The organism is Mesorhizobium tamadayense (assembly GCF_003863365.1).
Taxonomy (GTDB): Bacteria; Pseudomonadota; Alphaproteobacteria; order Rhizobiales; family Rhizobiaceae; genus Mesorhizobium; species Mesorhizobium tamadayense.
Window position 1 is genome coordinate 1 of sequence record NZ_RQXT01000061.1, and the last position, 17190, is coordinate 17190.

A 17190-nucleotide genomic window follows, 5' to 3' on the forward strand; every position below is an offset into this window, starting at 1 on the left:
GGAGGAGGCGCGCCGACACAGAACTGGTGGAGCATCGACGAGTACGTTGAGTGCGTACCGATCGCCTCTCTCTTCGAACGGTCCAGCCGCTATTTTCTTCGACCCATCGACTCCACGTCTCGGGTTAGAAAAGTTCCTCACATTCGACTCCTGCCAGTGACCGGCCCGAGCGGTGCGGACGCGGCGTTGGTTCAGCGCCAAGGCGATGCTTCGAAGGTTTTTGATACCGGATCGTTGGATGGACGGGATAACCGGCCGAATGGCTTCGGCGAAGCGGCAGGTTCAAACGGATGGAGACGGCGCGCCACCGTGCAGCCGCGTTGTCTACGCACAGTCTGGCGCTCAGGATGTTAGCCGATGGCAGATGGTTAAGTCATTCTCCGAACGACCCAGAGCGACCGGCCCGCATGAGCGATCCCGGACAACAGTCGAAGGCGAGGATCATCTTTGAGCCGCTCAGCCTCGACCACATCAAGAAGCAGGACCTGCTGATCGGTCTCGTTGGCGTTCGGCGTAATCCACCAGCGCCGATCCTCGCAGCAAAGCCCGGCCTCCGGATGTTCCTGGAGGTATTCAATCGCATATTCGGCGTCCACTTTTCTCGGTGCCGCATCCACGGACATTTGCTCTTTCCTCCGCCATCGGCGATCGCTCAGGGACTATACCTAATGATGGAGTCTGTTGCAGTGACCAACCCATCACGTCCGGCAGACGGATGGATCGGGCGCGCTATCAGCTGCTGCCCGGCCGGCGGCCGACAAGAACGCGCGCTGGCGGGGGCTCAGTTGCCGGCCTTTTACGATCCCGGCTGGCGATACCGGATCGACTTCGCCTTCCCAAGGGCTTCCATCGTCTCTTCGACGCTTAGGAGAACGGTGGTCTCGTACGAGCTGAGCGCTCCCCCCGCACCGATGGCAAGCACGACTGATGCCATCGACACGTTGTCTGGCGCCTCCCACAGATTCCAGCCATCATGCTCTCCAAAAGCGTACCAGAATCCGTGAAGCTTTCCGCCCACCGACTCGATGTACGAACGGGCCGCCTCGCGTCGATCCTCGGGGTTTTTGATCAAGCGCGCCCAAGTCTCGGGCGTATATCTGAATCGCGAGAGATACATTGGCATGGTTCGCCTCTTGGGTCGCCGCCTAACCGGCTTGCGGGGTAGGTTCACCGGGTGACGAAATATGCGCTAAAGCTAATTTAAGCGCAATATCATAGCCGCTTAGGCATCCAGGCTATGCATTGTTCGAGGCGTTCCAGCTGAGCTCTCTGCAAACGAAACTCGTGACCAACGTTTTGCAACTTGGCTTTGCCTCTGGCGGCGGACGCACTGATCAGTTCGCATTCAAGCTGAGCGATTCGATCTCGCACCTGCTGAGCTTCAGCCTGCCGTATCGTAGACGCAGATGCCGTGATTGAAGTCGGTCGTTACCTCACGCGAAATCCACAACAGTTTCGATTTCTGAAGCGCTTCGTATAGTCGGACGTCGCGTCCCCATATCGAGCGTCGGCGACACTGGCTGGAGGAACTGATTATGGAAAGCGCCGCTATCAGGCACCTAGCCATTCTACTGGACAACCACTAGCGCTTGATGGGAAGGGCTGGACGTTTCAATCTAGGGTCATGAGAGGCTTTAATTACCTCCGGCCTGGCTGAAAACAACCGTCCCGTCGTCTTTGCGAACTTCCACCGCTACGATACCGTCACCCTGCTTTCGAGCAAGAAATGTCGCCTGCCCGTGGTCTCGTGCGGCTTTCTCGGTATCGAAGGGCGTCTTTTCAGCGATGCCCTGTCTCCCGTACCAAATCACCGTATAGGGCACGGCTGGGACGCTCCCGATCTCTTAGCCACAGGGACTTCTTTTTTCTTGCCAGTAGCTCATCGCGATCGCCATCAGCGGTCGCTCGGTCATGCCTCGCTGCAATCGCATAGTCGGCTCTGTTGGTTCGATAGTCTTCTTCTTTTTGCACAGACATGGTTAGCGCGCCGGTTGTTTCTTAGCGTATTGGGCGACTGCACAGAGGAAAGCCGATGCGGCAGCATCACAAGCCATCCGCGACGGGCCTTTGGCGAAAAGCACGGCCTCAGCAACTCGTATCGTTAGGCCATGCTTTTTAGCGAAAGAGGTAACTTCGTAAGGCTGATCTTCAGATGGATAGGCGATGTCGAAATCATCATTCATGGACTACATCCTCCCCAGTTCGCGACCTTTTTCCTCCTCGCGCAGAGGTAAAATTAACTGCCGGTGTGTCGCGCGAGTCTAGCAACTAGGGATTGTGTAAAACGATATAACTCCACACCGCCTACATCTTGTTGTTGTCGATGATGCCGGCTTCGCCTTCGGGTAACTGATCCGCCTGCGGTCGCGGCTTTGCCTGCAGCAGCGTCTGCACCGGCGTCGCGCCCATCTGCTCGACCGCCTCGACCACATCGGCGCGCACATGCCGCAGCCCATGCTCGACATAGCGGATCAGCGGCACGATGGCGTAGAGCATGATGGCTTCGGAACATTAGCGATCCCTAAGGGTTGTCTTGGAGAAACCCTTTGGGTGCAACCATGGCCGAGTTGACATTCGCTTTCGTTTATTATTTGGGGCTGACCGGCGGCGATGTGTTAGGCGCCGTCGTGTCTCTAACGGCGGGCCTGCTTCTCTATAACGTCATGCGCGAAGATCAGCCAAACCGATAGCGCAGGCAGCGGGCCACAGACAGGCGAGCGCGCCAGACGCTTCGGCGGGTGAGAGCGGCCGACGGAATCGTGCGCTTTGTCTAGCAGCGGCCCGGCATCTTTTGGCGGGGTAGGCCAGCACGGTGCCGGGCCTGGCCGGTGGGTCGGGGGACGGGCACCGGTTGCTTGATAGTATATGCGCTCTGGCCAATATGCGCAGTATGTGAACGAAGGATGCCTTGGCTGGCGCCGTGGGAAATCGCTCTTCTACCTGTAGCTAGTCAAATCCGGATCGAGGCCCTGCTATAATCCCAAATGGCCGTCCGAATAGTGGTTGTCCTGGCGCTTTTTTTCGCCTTCGCTTACGGATTCGCAAAACTCGTGGAACACTATGGCGGTGTTGGCGGTAGGCCCCCTTCGTGTGAGCAATTGTCTGATTGCCCCGACCCGAACGCGCCGCCTCCAGAGCCCGAGCCTAGGACGGGCTAGCTGAGCAGCACGTAGAGAGCCAGGCCCGCCATGATTACGCAAGCGGCCATCCCGATGAAGTCGCGGCGCAGATAGAACCAGACCGCGCTGGCAAGCATCAGGCCGGTCATCGCGGCGATGTAGAATGGGGCGCCCATAACTAATTCGTTGTGCAGGCGAGTAAGCCCCAGTGCTTCATCAGATAGGAGGTGATGTGGTCCGTCTCGTCGAGAGGAGTTATTTCCGGCAGGGCAGCCCTTTCGAGCGTTTTGGGTGGTGGCATAGACTGTACGAGCGTCAATAACTGCGGAGTGCACTCGTAAATTATCATCTTTGCGATCACGTCTTCTCGGCCACAGACGGTCGGCAATATCCTGTCCATGGTGGCGGCGAGGCAGCCTTCATAGGCCTCCCGCGGAGTTTCGGCGTTTGCGGTGCCGATCAACATTGCTGCGACAACTGAGAGATGGATCGCTGCCTTCATAAATCCAGCATTGCGCGCAAGCTGCACTCCCGCAAGGGAAAGATTAGCGCAGCAGCACATAGCAGCCGAGGCCGGCCAAATACGCCATCGCTGACCCTGCATCCGCTAAGGTAAGGACAGCGCAGCACAAAGGACAAGAGCCTTCATCCCCAATTCCCCTCCGACGCCGCAACGAGTCGGCGGATTTTCTCCAGCCTAGTTTGGTATCTCGAAGTCGACATCGACCAGTTGCAGCTTGCCGACTAAGTCCTTCGCTACGGTGGCCGTGATCGTCATCTTGCATGTGTCCGAGGGGAGCGGCCTCGCACAGTTGCGCAGGATGAAGCGCATATCGTTCATGTCCCGCCATGGCTCGTGAACGGTAATATATTGCCCGTCCAGAACGGCGATCGCGTATTCCTGAGTAGCCCCATAAATCGTCACATCATGAATGCGAAATTGCTTGGCTACGCGTCAGAAACGATTAACTGATCTCCTTCTTCGCCACGAGCGGCACCAAGCCGAATTCGAGAGCAATCGGCTTCGAACTCCGCGAGCACCTCTGCGTATTTTCGCTTGGCCTCTTCGGGGTCTTTCGTTCCGAGAGTCCTGTTGACTTCTTTGCGGCCCGTCAGCGCGGCCACGTCCGCTGGTGGCCGCTTTCGGAACCAGTACACGCCAGTCTTACGATGTTTGACAGGACGGCTCATAGCAAGGACCATGTGTAACACCCGTGTGTAGCACTCGGGTAGCCCTAAGCATATAATTTTGCTGGTTTTTCAGCTGCGTCAACACCTTGAGATGGTGATGGTGCCCAGAGGCGGAATCCAAGCCAAGAAAATTTTGCCTATTTTTCAGTTCTTTCGGCTGGCACTCGATCTTCCAGTACCAACGTTTATTCCAACAGAATTTTTCTGTGGATAGGTTCGATTCCTGGGGTGAAGTCCCCACGACGCGGGACCGATGGCTGATCGGACCGTTGATCTCGACGTTCTTAGCGTCGGAAAGGAGGCATTCCGCTCGGCCAAACTCCGCGAAGAATGTCCGTATGACCGTGAGATAAAGATAGCCCCCAAACGAGAGCGAGATCGTGGAAGTGAGAGCGTCCGCCAAGGCGAAGCGCAATGAGACACGCACGCTGCCATCATCTATCGTAGACGAAGCGCCTCGAAGCGCTTGAGAGATTCCCCTAGTACCTTTTCACAGTGATTGTGACTCGTTGATTTGCAGCCATTCGAGAATAGGCAGGCGTTGCGGGGAAACAAGCATCTCGATGCTTCTGGGAGCACCTGGTTGACGGCGAATGAGGCCGTTTCGTTCGAGGGTTACGATCATCTGATGAACGGACGGCGGACTGACCTGGAAATGACATTGGATGTCGGCTTCGGCAGGTGGACAGCGAAACATGTGCGAATAGGTGTAGATGAAGGCCAGGTACTGGCCTTGCTTTTCGGTGAAGCCCTTGTCGCCGGGCCGCTGTGCAGCGCCTGAATTTTGACTCATCTGTTGATTCAACCCGTGCCTCCAACGCGGAGGCCGCAATGAACATACGCTACCGAGTGGAACTGAGCCAAGCCGAGTACGACGAGTTGAACACCATGCTGGAGGGTGGCAAGCATGCTGCCCGCAAGCTCAAGCGAGCCCAAATCCTGCTTGCCGCCGATGCCGGAAGCAGCGACGAGGGGATTGCCCGGGTTGTGGGGGTGGGCGGCTCGACCGTCTATCGCACCAAGCGAGGTTTCGTGGAGGGCAATCTGGAATACGCGATGAGCGAGCAGCCGCGCCCTGGGGGCGAGCGCAAGCTGACCGACAAGGAGGAAGCCTTGCTGGTGGCGACGGCATGCGCGAACCCGCCTGCGGGCCGCCGCCGCTGCACGCTGGAACTGCTGGCCGACGCCATGGTCAAGCTCACCGATCACGACAGTCTGTCGCACGAGACGGTGCGTCGCCGGCTGGCCGAGAACCACCTCAAGCCGTGGCGCAGGGACATGTGGTGCATCCCCCACGTCAATGGCGAGTACGTGGCGCGCATGGAAGACGTGCTCGACTCTATGCCGAAGCGCCCGATCCCGAGCGCCCGGTCGTCTGCTTCGACGAACCCCGGTGCAGCTCATCGGCGAGGTTCGTCAGCCCATCCCGGCTCAGCCGGGCCAGCTCGAGCGCTACGACTACGAGTACCGCCGCAACGGCACCGTCAATTTCTTCGTCTTTCTCGACGTCAACCGGCCCTGGCGAAAGGTCAAAATCACCGGGCGGCGCACTGCACGAGACTATGCCCACTGCATGCGCGATCTCGTCGACGTCCATTATCCCGAAGCCAGCTGCATTCGCGTCGTGCAGGACAATTTGTCGACCCACACGGCCGGCGCCCTCTACGAAGCCTTCGCGCCGGCCGAAGCCCGTCGCATCCTGCGCCGCCTGGAATTCCACTACACGCCCAAGCACGCCAGTTGGCTCAACATGGTCGAGATCGAAATCGGCGTCCTCAACGGCCAGTGCCTGGACCGACGCATCGACAATGCTGAGCGCCTCACCAGCGAGATCGCCGAATGGGAGTACCAGCGAAACGCCGCCGGAGCCCGCATCAATTGGATGTTCACGACCGACAAGGCCGAGCCAAAATGGGCCGGGCCTATCCTCAAATCGGCAAAGAGTCAGAATCACTGTGAAAAAGTACTAGGTGGAACTGGGAGGCTGAGGTGACGAATCGTGACCGGCTTCTTTGCCGAGCTGTCGGTGCTGGCGCCATCACCTGCGCCTACTCAACGGCCAACACGCTCAGATCGGCAACCTTACCCCGCATCACGGTAGTCGCTGCTGAGACCGAAGCGCTTTGCGATCGCATCCTCCACGTTGGCCTCAATGGCCGTGTACTCTGGCTGAAGTAGTTAGGTTATCCGCAGCGTGGATATTTCTTATCCAAACAATCAATTTTACCGATCTTGCCGGATGGCTATGAGCCGGGTCGATCCGATGCTTGCGTTGCGACGGGTATGCGTTGCCGTGCCCAGTGATAAGAAATGGAATCATGAGCCAGAACGTTAACTATTCGCCTGCGGTCTGCTTTCTCCTCGGACTTCCCCGGTCGGGGACGACGCTGCTGGCGCATTTGCTCCAGCAGCATCCAGATATTGCAGCGCCGCCTGAGCCCTGGTTGATGCTGGCACTTGAGGCATTTGGAAGGGTTGACCGTCGTCATCCAGCAGGGACATCACTGATTCAGAGTGCGACCTCTGAATTCTTGGGCCGAGTGGATCGGATTAGCGTGAGCCGCGCTTTTGCCGATGCGGCTTACAGCCAGTATTTGGCGGCAGCGGGCAAGCGCACCGTCATAGATAAGACTCCGCGCTATTGGATGGTGCTGGATTATTTGGATTGCCTCTACCCAGAAGCACCACATATCCTTCTATTCCGCAATCCCTACGCTATTGCCGCATCACTGAAATCGACATGGGGAATCCCGTTCGTATCGGAACGCTCCCCGCCAGCAAGCATAGCCTGTCTTGCCGATCTTGTGCTCGGCCTACCCACGCTCGATCTCGCATCTTCTCTCGCCGATTTCGTCCTGGGCCTGCCTGCGTTGGCGGCGCATCGCGGTCGCCGGCAGACCCAAGTGCTGCACTACGAACATTTGGTGGCCCGCCCTGGCGAGGAACTCCGGCGAGTGATCGCCAGCCTCGGCTACGATTCAACCAAAATTAAAGCGGCAACCACTGAGCAAACGGACTATCTCCGAGCCAGTAACTTCGGCGACCGGAAACTTCTAGAGAAAAAGGGAGTCGACAACCGTTCGGTCCACGCCTGGCAAACCGAACTGACCATCGAAGAAATGCAGGCAGTAACCGATCTAGTCAGCGCCGAGCTTTTGATAGAGCTCGGTTATGAGGAGGCACTCCGACACGCACAGCAAGCTGGTGTCGTGGACAGGGGTAAGGCTGTGACCGAACGCTACCGTCAGGTATTTCGAGCCTGGTGGGATTTGCTCGGCACGGCAGGAGCATCATTCGGCATCTCCGCTGCCGCAGGTGAGCTAAACAGCACCTTACAGCAAGATGGGGAGAACGCCTCCTCAGGCTCCGACGCCTCCACGGTTCAGGGGGCGCAACGTTTGGCCCAGTCCGATATAGAGGATAATTTGCAACTGGCGAATGCGATGGTAGCTCAGCTGAAACAGGCGCTCGCGGGCTCGGAGGCCGATCGAGCTGTGCGCCTAGATGCCATTCGTGATCGCGATGTCACGATCGAGACGTTGCGCGGCGAGGTCGTGCGGCTTGAGCAGACCTTGCGCAAGCTGTTCAAGGAGCAGGTGTAAGTGATATTGGCACATCCTCTTTGGCATAAGCTTACCAAGGTAGCGAAGATTGCGGCTCCGTTGGCCGCACATATGATCCCAAGAGTGCCGGTCAAGCAAATGATCTCGGATGGCAGAAGTGCGGCTGAAATCGCGTCCTTCTTTGGGACCTCACCAGAATTTTTTGAATATCGAATAATGCGGCTCGGGCTTTGGCGCGACCATCTTGGAAGGAAGGTAAGCCTTGCCAAAACGCTAGGGCAGCGCCGGATCTCCACCCTGCAGATGAGGGCCGGTAGCCAGTTTCTGCAATCTGATATAAGTCGGTTTTTGATTTTGCTGTTCCTAATCAGTTGGACTTCTATCGGCGTTGGCCGCCGGCTTTAGATGGTTACGTTCCACCGCAACTGAGAGACTTCGTCACTTCAAGAACACTGGGACGAGAGGCATCAGCGTCTCAAAATTACCCAAATTCGATTTCCGAAATCGACTGAAGATACAAAAATCGGTGATAGGTTCGCTCTACTGCGGTTGGATTCACGAGGGTGACGCTGTGCCGTTGACCTCCGGGGAGAAGATCAGGTTTGCAAAGCTGGAAGGTGTCTGGCCGAGACAGGCCGCGAGCTTCACGAAAGCCCCGCATGTCTCGAAGGCGCAGGGACGCGCAATGATTGATTTCGTCGCCCTAAGTGAACGCCTATGCCTGTGGCGCTGACAATTCTGATGAGCGCGCTCGCAGCTTCATTGTCGCGCCGCAGTGTGTGCCGCTCCTCTCGCAATTGGATCCGCAACACGATAGGCGGATTCTCTTAAAACTGCCGTCGTCCGAGGGCGACGGCCGTCATTCGATGCTCCGCGCTATCGCGTTTCGCTCGTGTCCGATTGACGACGTGTATGTCCGAAAGCTGACCCTGAGGGGCCGTAAGTTTTCTGACGGGGCGGCGCGTTCCCCAGCTTTCCGGTCTTTCAAGCAAAGCTCGCACAAAAGTCTCTGGTGGCATGCCAATTGCAGGGACACCGTAAAGGAACCCGGTGACGATGGCAGTATTCCTCAGTCATCGCTGCAAGATGCGCTGCTTCGCCAAAGCAGAAGTTAGCGATGTAGGGTAGACGCAACTGTCATCACGCTTTGCCTTCGCATAAAAGCCAAAGGAGTCCTAAATAAATTCTGAGGCCTTGGAACATGCAATCGACCGATCGTACGACATCAACCTAGATATGTTAAGGTCGCGAAATTTACGCCTTGACACGCACAACGACTATCTCGTCGGCACATATCTCCTCTCAAGGCAATGGGCGACCTCGATGCTGACAGTTGCTGAATCGGGTTGCGCCGTCAGTTGACTTTATTTCCACGTCCCCTTCTGTAATCAGTATTGCACCTTTTGCCACTTCGCCAAGGAAATCAATCCGTCCCCGGCCCGAGTGAGCGATATTTGGCGGCCTTAATGTCCATTCGCTTGGCGGCGGAGAATAGGAACGGAAGCCTATTCTCGCCCCTCCCCGCCAAGCGACGAGGCCCGGCGAGCTCCGGGCCTCGACACTTTTCCGGCGTGCGGCGATGGATCTATTGATGGGGCGTTGCGCGTCCATATGGCAAAGCATCCCCGACCGAGCTTGTTGGACGTGACCCGCGTTTCCTCGTTCAATCATCCACTTGCCGAGGAGGCGGCGGCAGCGAATTAACCTGCCGCGATTTGCGTTCGGCCGAATTTGAGATCGGGGGGTTGCAATGAAAATCGGCATGGAGGTCGTTCTTCTAAGCCTTTTAGCTCTTCTGGCTGCCGGCGCCGGCAGGATGCTTTGCGGCAGCATATATGGATTTTGTTCTTCGTCCTCACTGGGGTCACGTATTGCGCAGCAACGGGTTCAAGCACGGTCCGTGCGGCTGTTCGTCTCTGCGAGCTGCGCCAGCGCTACCGAGACCCTGCGGGTTTGCCGCCGGACGGGTTCGGAACCGTCGCGGGCACCTCACCTGGGGCCTAGGATGAAGCGCCGATTGGGTGAATGGATCGGCCGCGCGTTCAACGGGTACAGTGCGGTAAATCGCTCGATGTCTGCTGGGTCAACCTCGACCGGCTCCTTCGCCACCATCCACTCAACGTTTTCGGTGCAGGGCGGCGTGGTCAATGATCCCTCATAGGTCCAGTAGCCAAGCGAGGCCGGCAGAAGCCCGTTGGGATTGACCTCGTCGACCGCCATCTCCTCGCCTGGCTGCATTGGAAAGGCCGCGGCAAGGCCAGCAAATCCGGCATTCTTCGCGCCAGGTACCAGAAAGACGCCCAGCACACCCAGGGTTTCGCTGTCTACATTCCTATGGACGAAATGCGCTTCCATCGGGAAACTCTTGCCCGCCACGTGGTGTTCGCTCGGTGCATGAAAATGAAACTGTACCAGTTCGGAGACGCGATCCCCGCGAGTTAGCGTGCTGCCGTCCGGCATATTTATTTGAATCGTGTGGCCGTTGTTCACCATCTTGCCGCCGCCCTTGTGCCAACCGATGGCGATACGCGGAATATCCGCCGTGACTGCGCTGTTGATGTCGATCGGGGATTGCTGCGTCCCCACCGAGCAGACGGAATTTTTGCTATCCAGATCGGCCCAGTGCTCCGGCCCAATCGGGCCGGCATATCCCCAATGGATACTAGTCGCACGCGCGGCTTCGGCGCAAATTGGACATGCACCCAGTGCTGCCAACCCTTTGATCAGATTACGACGATGCATATTGCTTTCGCTCCTAATGCGAACTGAAGTTTTTCAACTGGGAGGCTGTCCCAGTTGAGTGCGTTGATCCGTAGCCCGAGTCTTTCAAGAACATGGCGGGAGCGGCGATCGCAATCATGAGGTGACAACATCGTCTCGCAATTACGCTTGGTCAGTGCAAAGCTGCGCGCACGCGGCTCCTCGGCCAGGATCTTGATCGATTCAAGGAGTCCTGCGAAGGCTCCAGCGATTCAATACCTGCAAACTCCTAACCCGACCCAATCCCATGGTTGAGATGCCTCCAGCTGAAATTTGGGTCCTTCATCAGGACCAATTCCCCTGCCTCACTCGCACAACGTCTTCTGGCGGGTTTGCAAGGGTAGCAGGCGTCGCAACAATCGACATGCTGCGACGCTCGCGGTGCGATCTCCGGTAAATACAGCCGCTTGTGGGTTTTCCAATCGAAAGTGGGAGGCAGAAGCGGGACTCAGGCCTGTTCTAGAGGCTCGTGTTTCTAAGCAATACATCGCCCTCCACTCCGTGGGCATAGCGGGTCACCAGCTCGAACGAAGGCAAAAGATCAAGAATGGCTTGCAGGGAAAGCTGCCCTTCATAGAGCTCGTGGTCGCTGTACTCCGTGTAGATAAAGCGCGTGTTGCTCAAGGTCTGTCTGCCGCCGGCGATGACATCTGACTCGGCTCCCTGCACATCCATCCAGATGAAATCGATCTTGGTCAGGTTCGCTTCGCTGCACCAGTCATCAAGCCTTCGAGTTTCAACTGAGATGGGGCGATCGAACCGAACCCAATCATGTTCGACTAGATGGTTTTTGGGTCGGCGTATCGAGCCAGACTGGTCCCAGTCCTTCGCGCTTCCTTCTCCATTGCTTGGATGGAAATCAATCGTGCCATTTCGGTCGCTGAGCGCGATTTCAAGCAATTTCACCTTGTCCAGGTACAGGTTCATGTTTTTCTTAAAGCGAGTCGCCGCTCGAGGGTCGGGCTCAAAGCAGTAGAGCTTAGCTTTTGGGCAAAGCCTGAGAAAACGTCTCGTATCGGTTCCGTCATTGCAGCCGATGTCCAAGATGACGGGATCGGGCTTTTGCAGGAGCGAAGCGATCTGCCGATGTACTTTTAACGAAGAGATAGGTTCCCGCGCACACTCCATGAGCTCTCGCATGGGCCGTTGTATAAATCTTGGCAGAGTGTCCCCAAAAGACCGAAATAATTCCATCGAATTTTACCCTCAATTGCCCACGAGACATCCCCGGAACGTATCAAGCCGAACTCCCGAGGGCCGGCGCCAGCCAACTTCGATTGTTTCGAATGATCTCGCCTCGACCGCGCCGAATGGACGGTTTGACATGGTCGGCGAGTGGTAGCTCGCATTGTCCGGCCGACGCTTTCATATCCACTGTTCTCTGCAATTCGTAAAATCGATTGTGTTGATGGAACTCATCCGCACGATGGATGTTTGACAAGCCATGGGCCCGTGATTGACGGGGACTAGAATTCGGCGGGTTGTGCCTAGGCCGACACAATTGCGCTTCGAGGGGACTGAAGGTGCCCGATTGCTTCGGGGCACGGTGTAATGAGCAAATGTGCAGCGATTCTTCGACCTCATCCCCCCGCAGGTCACATTGCGCCGGCTGCCCGGAGGTCTTCGCCAAAGCACCCAAAAGCGATTGAACAGCAACGGCACCATCGACCACCGGTCTCATTGCGTCGTTGAGGTACGGCGTGGGGTCTATGTCAAACCGGACAATGCGGCGCATTCGCAGCAGCGGCCAGCACTCAGATCCACTGTCTCTGGGGTGATCGCGTGTCATTGATGCGGAGCTTTAGTTCCGTGTGCGCAACCGATAGGAGCACCAGGTAGTAGGAAATCCCGTTTTTTCGTCCGTTGCCAGATCGGCTGAGATATCCCCAACTTGGGGATTGTTCTCATATGAAAGCCGACATCCCCCGGCGCGTATGGCGCTCGGCCGATGGGCGACGGCAATCGAAACGCCTTACGCGCGCTGCGCTGGTCGGCGCCGTGAATCCGAAGTCCTGTCGTCTTCAACGTCATGGCAGGCGCGCTCGGTCAGTGTCCGTCCTACGATATCCCAGCGATGATGATGGCTCCCTGGCCAGCGGCCTCATTTGGGACGAGATAGACCGTTAACCGGAATATGAGCTTCCCGCACCTCTCGCGGCGCCGAGCCAGATTGAAAAACGCAGGAAAGTTGGAACCAGATCGGACATTGCAGCTAACCATGCCGTAAGCATCAACGCGGAGCGTTATTATGGCGGAGAAAATCCTCATACGTCGCATGCAAGCCGTCACCAAATGAAGTTTTGGCTTTCCAGCCAAGGGTATGCAAGCGCGTTACGTCCAGTAGCTTGCGTGGGGTGCCGTCTGGCTTCGTCGGGTCGAACACCAAGGCGCCTTCATAGCTGACGGTCGCCTTTACCAGTTCCGACAGTTCGCGAATTGTGACGTCCTCTCCCACGCCAACATTGAGTAGAGGCGCGGTGTCGGGGTCTGTTAAAGCGCCAAAATCCGAATCCGGCAAGCCAAGTAGGAATGCAATGGCATCCCCCATATCCAACGAGTACATGAATTCTCGCCGGGGTCTTCCGGATCCCCAGACTACAACCGATGAGTCTCCGTTCATGCTGGCCTGATGAAAACGCCGCATCAGAGCAGGCAGAACGTGAGAGTTGTCGGGATCATAATTATCTCCGGGACCGTACAAGTTGGTCGGCATCAGCGCGAGGTAGCGCCTCCGGTACTGTCGGTTGAAAGACCAGCACGATTCAACTCCTGCGATCTTTGCCAAAGCGTAGGGACGATTTGTTGCCTCAAGTGGGCCGGTTAGAAGGTAGTCCTCTCGTATAGGCTGCAAGCAATCCCGTGGGTAGATACATGAGGAACCAAGAAAGATCATCCGCTCGACGCCGGATGCGTGGGCCGCATCAAAAACGCTGACTTGAATCGCAAGATTGTTGTGAAGGAAATCAACCGGAAAGCTTGCGTTGGCAAGAATGCCACCAACCTTTGCGGCGCACATAATGACGTAATCCGGTCGCTCCGACAAAAAGAACTCGCGGGTCGCGGTTCGGTTGGCGAGATCCAATTCGTCGTGGGTCCGCGTTATTATTTCATAGGATTCTAGAGCCGCGAGGGCCTTCACTGTGGCGGACCCAACAAGGCCGCGATGGCCCGCTACATAGACTTTCTTCATGTCTTCGTTCTCTTCTGCTTACGTCCTATGGACGGAGCTGGTCAGTCTGCGTGCCACGTTCACCGCCGGCCGCCATAGAAATCGGGGTAAGCGCCTATGCAACCTGGGGGATCTCGTCGCATCGAGCCAAGGCGATGTAGCCTGCGCAGAGCGCGGAAGAACCTGGCTGCCTGGGCATGCGCCTCAGTGGTGTTCGGCTACACGACAAAATATTCCTCGAAGCGAGCGCGAGCACCGATAACTATTCTTTGGGCCTGCATCATGGCACTGTTCCTATGCAACCTTCCGCAAGATCGGTGAAATCGTTTGTTTCAATGAAGGTCATCCACGAAATGGATAGCCGCGGACATGCTTCAACAGCTTGATCTAAATCGCGCCGCGGCGCGGTAGGTCAGAAACGCTCGCCCGCCTCGTCCTCGACGCAGAAATAATCGCAGATGGTGGCGCGCTCAGCGTCACGCTTCCACCACTCGCTCGATATGTGCTCTGGGCAGTTGGCTCATTTCACGCACCGGCGCATGCCGCACCAGGTAAACGTGACGGGACGGTCATCGGGCTGAAGCAGTCATCGTCTCGATCGCCTCCGGCCTCGGCAGCAGGGTTTCCGGCGCGGCCAATCACTTGGCAGGTGTCACCGGTACCCGGGACCGTCACCATCTACGGCTCGTTCCGGCACGCCGCCGACGGGGCCATGCGGGAAAGACGATCCGCGCCGATGCAATTGGCATCAAATCGATAAGTGCGGAAATCTCGCCTTCTGCTCCGCGACGAGCGATGACGAGCGTGTAGGGAAACGAACGGCTCGGCGATCGTCGCGCCCCATGGCGTTCGATGCCGAACCGGAGATTTGCCCTTGGCGCTCTTGTCGGGAAGGCGGGGCCGAGCATGTCGACTCGCGCAGGGGCTACGCCATGCCGACGCAAAATTGCGTCGGTGCGGTTGTCAGCCCTGTAGACGAGGAGATCGAGGCGCCGAGCCCTTTTCGTTTCGCATGTCACGGAGCCGGACGACCGGTTTGGCGGTACAGCACGTCTGCTTCACCAGGACGCAGCCTTCAGCCTACCTCAGCAAGGCCGCGTCAGCGTGGGAATGCTTTTCAGGGAGGTTGGCAACTCCGGCCCCTCAGCTCTCCATCTCTACCGTCTCATCCAAATACTGGGTCAGCGCACAGACGAGGTGATAAAAGATGCTGGCAGGAACATCAGTCGCCAGCGAGCGGCCGCGCTCGTCGATGCGATCGATCCACAGGCCGAGCGGCGCCGGGTCGATGTGCCAGCGGAACAGCCGGCCGACGCGCGCTTCGATCTCGGGCTTTAGATCGGGGCCGCCCGAACCATCCAGCGCGATCGCCGCCTTCACCGCTTCGGCCTGCGGCCAGCTGCGCGATATCAGGTCGAGCGGCAGGCCCTGTCGCGAGACGGCGCCATAGGCAAGGCCGGTGGCGCGGTTGAGACCATTGGCAATCGCCGACGCGTAAAGTTTCCGGGCAAAGCCGCTCAACTCGGCCTGACCGCTGCGTCCGGCAAAATCGACCAGCAAGGAGGCCCATTCGAAATGGTGGCCCGGCTCGGTCCATGAGCCTTTCTCTCCAGCGGATGGTTTCCATTCGGCATCGAAATACTCGCCAAGCGTCCAGCTTTCCGGATCGAAGAAATGACTGCGGAAGAGGTCGATGATGCGCGCTGCGCGGCGCAGATGGGCGCGCTCGCCGGTTGCCTGGTGCCATGCCAGGAAGGCCTCGAGCAGGTGCATATGCGGGTTGGAGCGGCGCTCGCCTTTGCCGTCCGATGTCTCAAGGAAGCCGGTCATGCGGCTGTCTTCGAGATGCGCATCGAGAAAGGCGAAGGTTTCCTCGCCGAGGCGCAAGGCGTCGGCATTGCCAGACATATGCGCATGCGCCAGTGCCAGGAGCACGCAGGAATGATCGTAGGCATCCTCGGTGGCGTCGGCGACCGAGCCGTCGACATTCAGCGTCCGAACCCAGCCGCCTTTGTCGGTGCGGCCCTTGCCGGCCATGAAGGCGATGCCGTGGCTGATCAGCCGGTCAGCCGGACCGTCCCAGCCGCGCGCCCGGGCGACGGCGAAAGCATAGACCTGCCTTGCCATGGTGCGCATGCGCTTGGGCTTCATCAGCGGCGAGGCGTCCAGGCCGAGCGCTTCGTGAAAACCACCATGGCGTTCGTCGACCCCCGATGTCGACCACAGCGGCAAGGTCTCCTGAAACAGCCAGTGGTGCACGCGCCGACGCCAGGCGCCGCTTTCGATGACGCGGTCATGCGCCGGCGTGAACCTGGTTTCCAGGCGACCCGATTTTTCGAGCTGCTCGACGATCTTCTTGACGTGCGGGCTGTGGCTGACCGGGGCGACGAAGGTGGCATCCGATGTCGAAACGATGGCGATGTCCTTCATGCCGATCGCCGACAGCAGGCGGCCGTCACTGCGAATGTAGGAATTCTCGCAATCGATAGCGACGACATCGCCGATGATGACATTGCCCCGGTCGTCGGCGGGGCCGACATCGAGCAGCGACTGCCAGGAGCCGAGATCGTTCCAGCGGAAGCCGGCCGGCACCATGGCGATGTCTTTTGCCCGCTCCATAATGGCGTAGTCGATCGAGTTCGACGGAATGGCGGCGTAGAGTTCTAGCGGCATGTAAAGGCCGGACAGATCCGATGTCGCTGTCCTGTAAGCTGCTTCGGTGGCCTGCCAGATATCCGGCTGGAACGCTATGAAGGCATCACGCATGGCGCCGGCGCGAAACAGGAAGATACCGGTGTTCCAGTAGAAATTTCCTGCCTTGAGACAGCTCTGCGCAGTCGCAATATCCGGTTTTTCGACGAAGCGCGACACGTCGAAGGTGCCGCCGCTTTCGGCCGCGACCTCGATATAGCCGTAGCCGGTCTCTGGTTGTGTCGGCTTGATGCCGAAGACCACCAGCCGGCCGCTACCCGCAGCCTCGGTGCCGGCTTCGACGCTCTGCCAGAATTGGCGCGGGGTCGATATCTCATGGTCAGACGGCACCACCAGCACCAGGCTGTCGCCGAATTCGGACAGTGTGCGCAGCGTCGCCAGTGCGACGGCGGCGGCTGTGTTGCGCCCTGCCGGCTCGAACAGCGGCCCGCCGCCGGCGAGGTCGAGGCCGGCAAGATCGGCGTGAACACGATCGGCATGGCGCTCCGCGGCGATCAGGAAGATCGGCGTTTCGCCTTCCGGCCGGGCCGTCAGCCGACGCAAGGTCTTGGCCAGCATCGAGCCATCGCCAGACAGATCGTGGAACTGCTTGGGGTTGTCCTCGCGCGACAGCGGCCACAACCGCGATCCAACGCCGCCGCTCATGACAAAACTGACAATCCGCTCGGTCATTCAA

The 17190-nt window shown here is 58.2% G+C and carries 16 protein-coding genes and 1 pseudogene; 3 read left to right on the top strand and 14 right to left on the bottom strand.

The features are described 5' to 3' along the window. Nucleotides 1-368 precede the first annotated feature (368 nt). From EH240_RS31655 to EH240_RS31680, 5 genes are all read right to left on the bottom strand, one after another. Nucleotides 369-623, bottom strand: a complete 255-nt coding sequence (locus tag EH240_RS31655) for a hypothetical protein (protein ID WP_125005937.1) — start codon at nucleotides 621-623, stop codon at nucleotides 369-371. A gap of 173 nt (nucleotides 624-796) precedes the next feature. After that, on the bottom strand, nucleotides 797-1123 hold the full coding sequence (locus EH240_RS31660; RefSeq protein ID WP_125005939.1) for a GYD domain-containing protein: 327 nt from the start codon (nucleotides 1121-1123) through the stop codon (nucleotides 797-799). 511 nt (nucleotides 1124-1634) lie between these two features. Next, on the bottom strand, nucleotides 1635-1823 hold the full coding sequence (locus tag EH240_RS38275) for a hypothetical protein (protein ID WP_167484251.1): 189 nt from the start codon (nucleotides 1821-1823) through the stop codon (nucleotides 1635-1637). Between the two features lie 156 nt (nucleotides 1824-1979). Continuing rightward, nucleotides 1980-2183, bottom strand: a complete 204-nt coding sequence (locus EH240_RS31675) for a hypothetical protein (RefSeq protein WP_125005943.1) — start codon at nucleotides 2181-2183, stop codon at nucleotides 1980-1982. Nucleotides 2184-2304: 121 nt separating this feature from the next. After that, the gene (locus EH240_RS31680; RefSeq protein ID WP_125005945.1) at nucleotides 2305-2496 is read right to left on the bottom strand and encodes a hypothetical protein; all 192 of its coding nucleotides are present in this window, start codon (nucleotides 2494-2496) and stop codon (nucleotides 2305-2307) included. Between the two features lie 50 nt (nucleotides 2497-2546). Between EH240_RS31680 and EH240_RS38280 the strand changes: the two genes are divergently transcribed. Then, complete coding sequence (locus EH240_RS38280; protein ID WP_167484252.1) at nucleotides 2547-2690, top strand: hypothetical protein; 144 nt, start codon at nucleotides 2547-2549, stop codon at nucleotides 2688-2690. 464 nt (nucleotides 2691-3154) lie between these two features. Here EH240_RS38280 and EH240_RS38285 read toward each other — a convergent pair whose 3' ends face one another. The 5 genes from EH240_RS38285 to EH240_RS31690 form a co-directional block, all read right to left on the bottom strand. Then, nucleotides 3155-3295 (bottom strand): hypothetical protein, encoded by a 141-nt coding sequence (locus EH240_RS38285; protein ID WP_167484253.1) that lies wholly within the window; start codon nucleotides 3293-3295, stop codon nucleotides 3155-3157. 2 nt (nucleotides 3296-3297) lie between these two features. Next, on the bottom strand, nucleotides 3298-3621 hold the full coding sequence (locus EH240_RS31685; protein ID WP_125005946.1) for a hypothetical protein: 324 nt from the start codon (nucleotides 3619-3621) through the stop codon (nucleotides 3298-3300). Between the two features lie 195 nt (nucleotides 3622-3816). Next, the gene (locus EH240_RS38290; protein ID WP_167484254.1) at nucleotides 3817-3960 is read right to left on the bottom strand and encodes a hypothetical protein; all 144 of its coding nucleotides are present in this window, start codon (nucleotides 3958-3960) and stop codon (nucleotides 3817-3819) included. Nucleotides 3961-4067: 107 nt separating this feature from the next. Next, nucleotides 4068-4322, bottom strand: coding sequence for a DUF6538 domain-containing protein (locus EH240_RS40230; protein ID WP_425374854.1), 255 nt, complete (start codon nucleotides 4320-4322; stop codon nucleotides 4068-4070). A gap of 478 nt (nucleotides 4323-4800) precedes the next feature. Then, on the bottom strand, nucleotides 4801-5103 hold the full coding sequence (locus EH240_RS31690) for a LexA family protein (RefSeq protein ID WP_125006001.1): 303 nt from the start codon (nucleotides 5101-5103) through the stop codon (nucleotides 4801-4803). A 38-nt stretch (nucleotides 5104-5141) separates the two neighbouring features. On the opposite strand from EH240_RS31690, the pseudogene EH240_RS31695 reads away from it, so the two are divergent. Together EH240_RS31695 and noeE are read left to right on the top strand one after the other, a co-directional pair. Continuing rightward, nucleotides 5142-6269: pseudogene (locus EH240_RS31695) on the top strand (IS630 family transposase). Between the two features lie 359 nt (nucleotides 6270-6628). Continuing rightward, the gene (gene noeE, locus EH240_RS31705; RefSeq protein WP_125005948.1) at nucleotides 6629-7912 is read left to right on the top strand and encodes a nodulation protein NoeE; all 1284 of its coding nucleotides are present in this window, start codon (nucleotides 6629-6631) and stop codon (nucleotides 7910-7912) included. Nucleotides 7913-9862: 1950 nt separating this feature from the next. Here noeE and EH240_RS31715 read toward each other — a convergent pair. The 4 genes from EH240_RS31715 to EH240_RS31730 form a co-directional block, all read right to left on the bottom strand. Beyond that, complete coding sequence (locus EH240_RS31715) at nucleotides 9863-10615, bottom strand: carbonic anhydrase (RefSeq protein WP_125005950.1); 753 nt, start codon at nucleotides 10613-10615, stop codon at nucleotides 9863-9865. A 477-nt stretch (nucleotides 10616-11092) separates the two neighbouring features. Next, nucleotides 11093-11827 (bottom strand): 2-O-methyltransferase NoeI, encoded by a 735-nt coding sequence (gene noeI, locus EH240_RS31720; protein ID WP_167484255.1) that lies wholly within the window; start codon nucleotides 11825-11827, stop codon nucleotides 11093-11095. 1036 nt (nucleotides 11828-12863) lie between these two features. Further along, nucleotides 12864-13823 (bottom strand): GDP-L-fucose synthase family protein, encoded by a 960-nt coding sequence (locus tag EH240_RS31725; RefSeq protein WP_125005952.1) that lies wholly within the window; start codon nucleotides 13821-13823, stop codon nucleotides 12864-12866. A gap of 1122 nt (nucleotides 13824-14945) precedes the next feature. Continuing rightward, nucleotides 14946-17186, bottom strand: coding sequence for an AGE family epimerase/isomerase (locus EH240_RS31730; protein WP_125005954.1), 2241 nt, complete (start codon nucleotides 17184-17186; stop codon nucleotides 14946-14948). Nucleotides 17187-17190 lie beyond the last annotated feature (4 nt).

Excerpts from the sequence above, each read along its gene's own strand:
- EH240_RS31685 (WP_125005946.1), bottom strand. The coding sequence starts at position 3,621 with ATGAAGGCAGCGATCCATCTCTCAGTTGTCGCAGCAATGTTGATCGGC.
- EH240_RS31690 (WP_125006001.1), bottom strand. The coding sequence starts at position 5,103 with ATGAGTCAAAATTCAGGCGCTGCACAGCGGCCCGGCGACAAGGGCTTC.
- EH240_RS40230 (WP_425374854.1), bottom strand. The coding sequence starts at position 4,322 with ATGGTCCTTGCTATGAGCCGTCCTGTCAAACATCGTAAGACTGGCGTG.
- EH240_RS38285 (WP_167484253.1), bottom strand. The coding sequence starts at position 3,295 with ATGGGCGCCCCATTCTACATCGCCGCGATGACCGGCCTGATGCTTGCC.
- EH240_RS31660 (WP_125005939.1), bottom strand. The coding sequence starts at position 1,123 with ATGCCAATGTATCTCTCGCGATTCAGATATACGCCCGAGACTTGGGCG.
- EH240_RS31730 (WP_125005954.1), bottom strand. The coding sequence starts at position 17,186 with ATGACCGAGCGGATTGTCAGTTTTGTCATGAGCGGCGGCGTTGGATCG.
- noeI (WP_167484255.1), bottom strand. The coding sequence starts at position 11,827 with ATGGAATTATTTCGGTCTTTTGGGGACACTCTGCCAAGATTTATACAA.
- EH240_RS31655 (WP_125005937.1), bottom strand. The coding sequence starts at position 623 with ATGTCCGTGGATGCGGCACCGAGAAAAGTGGACGCCGAATATGCGATT.
- EH240_RS31680 (WP_125005945.1), bottom strand. The coding sequence starts at position 2,496 with ATGCTCTACGCCATCGTGCCGCTGATCCGCTATGTCGAGCATGGGCTG.
- noeE (WP_125005948.1), top strand. The coding sequence starts at position 6,629 with ATGAGCCAGAACGTTAACTATTCGCCTGCGGTCTGCTTTCTCCTCGGA.
- EH240_RS31675 (WP_125005943.1), bottom strand. The coding sequence starts at position 2,183 with ATGAATGATGATTTCGACATCGCCTATCCATCTGAAGATCAGCCTTAC.
- EH240_RS31725 (WP_125005952.1), bottom strand. The coding sequence starts at position 13,823 with ATGAAGAAAGTCTATGTAGCGGGCCATCGCGGCCTTGTTGGGTCCGCC.
- EH240_RS38290 (WP_167484254.1), bottom strand. The coding sequence starts at position 3,960 with ATGAACGATATGCGCTTCATCCTGCGCAACTGTGCGAGGCCGCTCCCC.
- EH240_RS31715 (WP_125005950.1), bottom strand. The coding sequence starts at position 10,615 with ATGCATCGTCGTAATCTGATCAAAGGGTTGGCAGCACTGGGTGCATGT.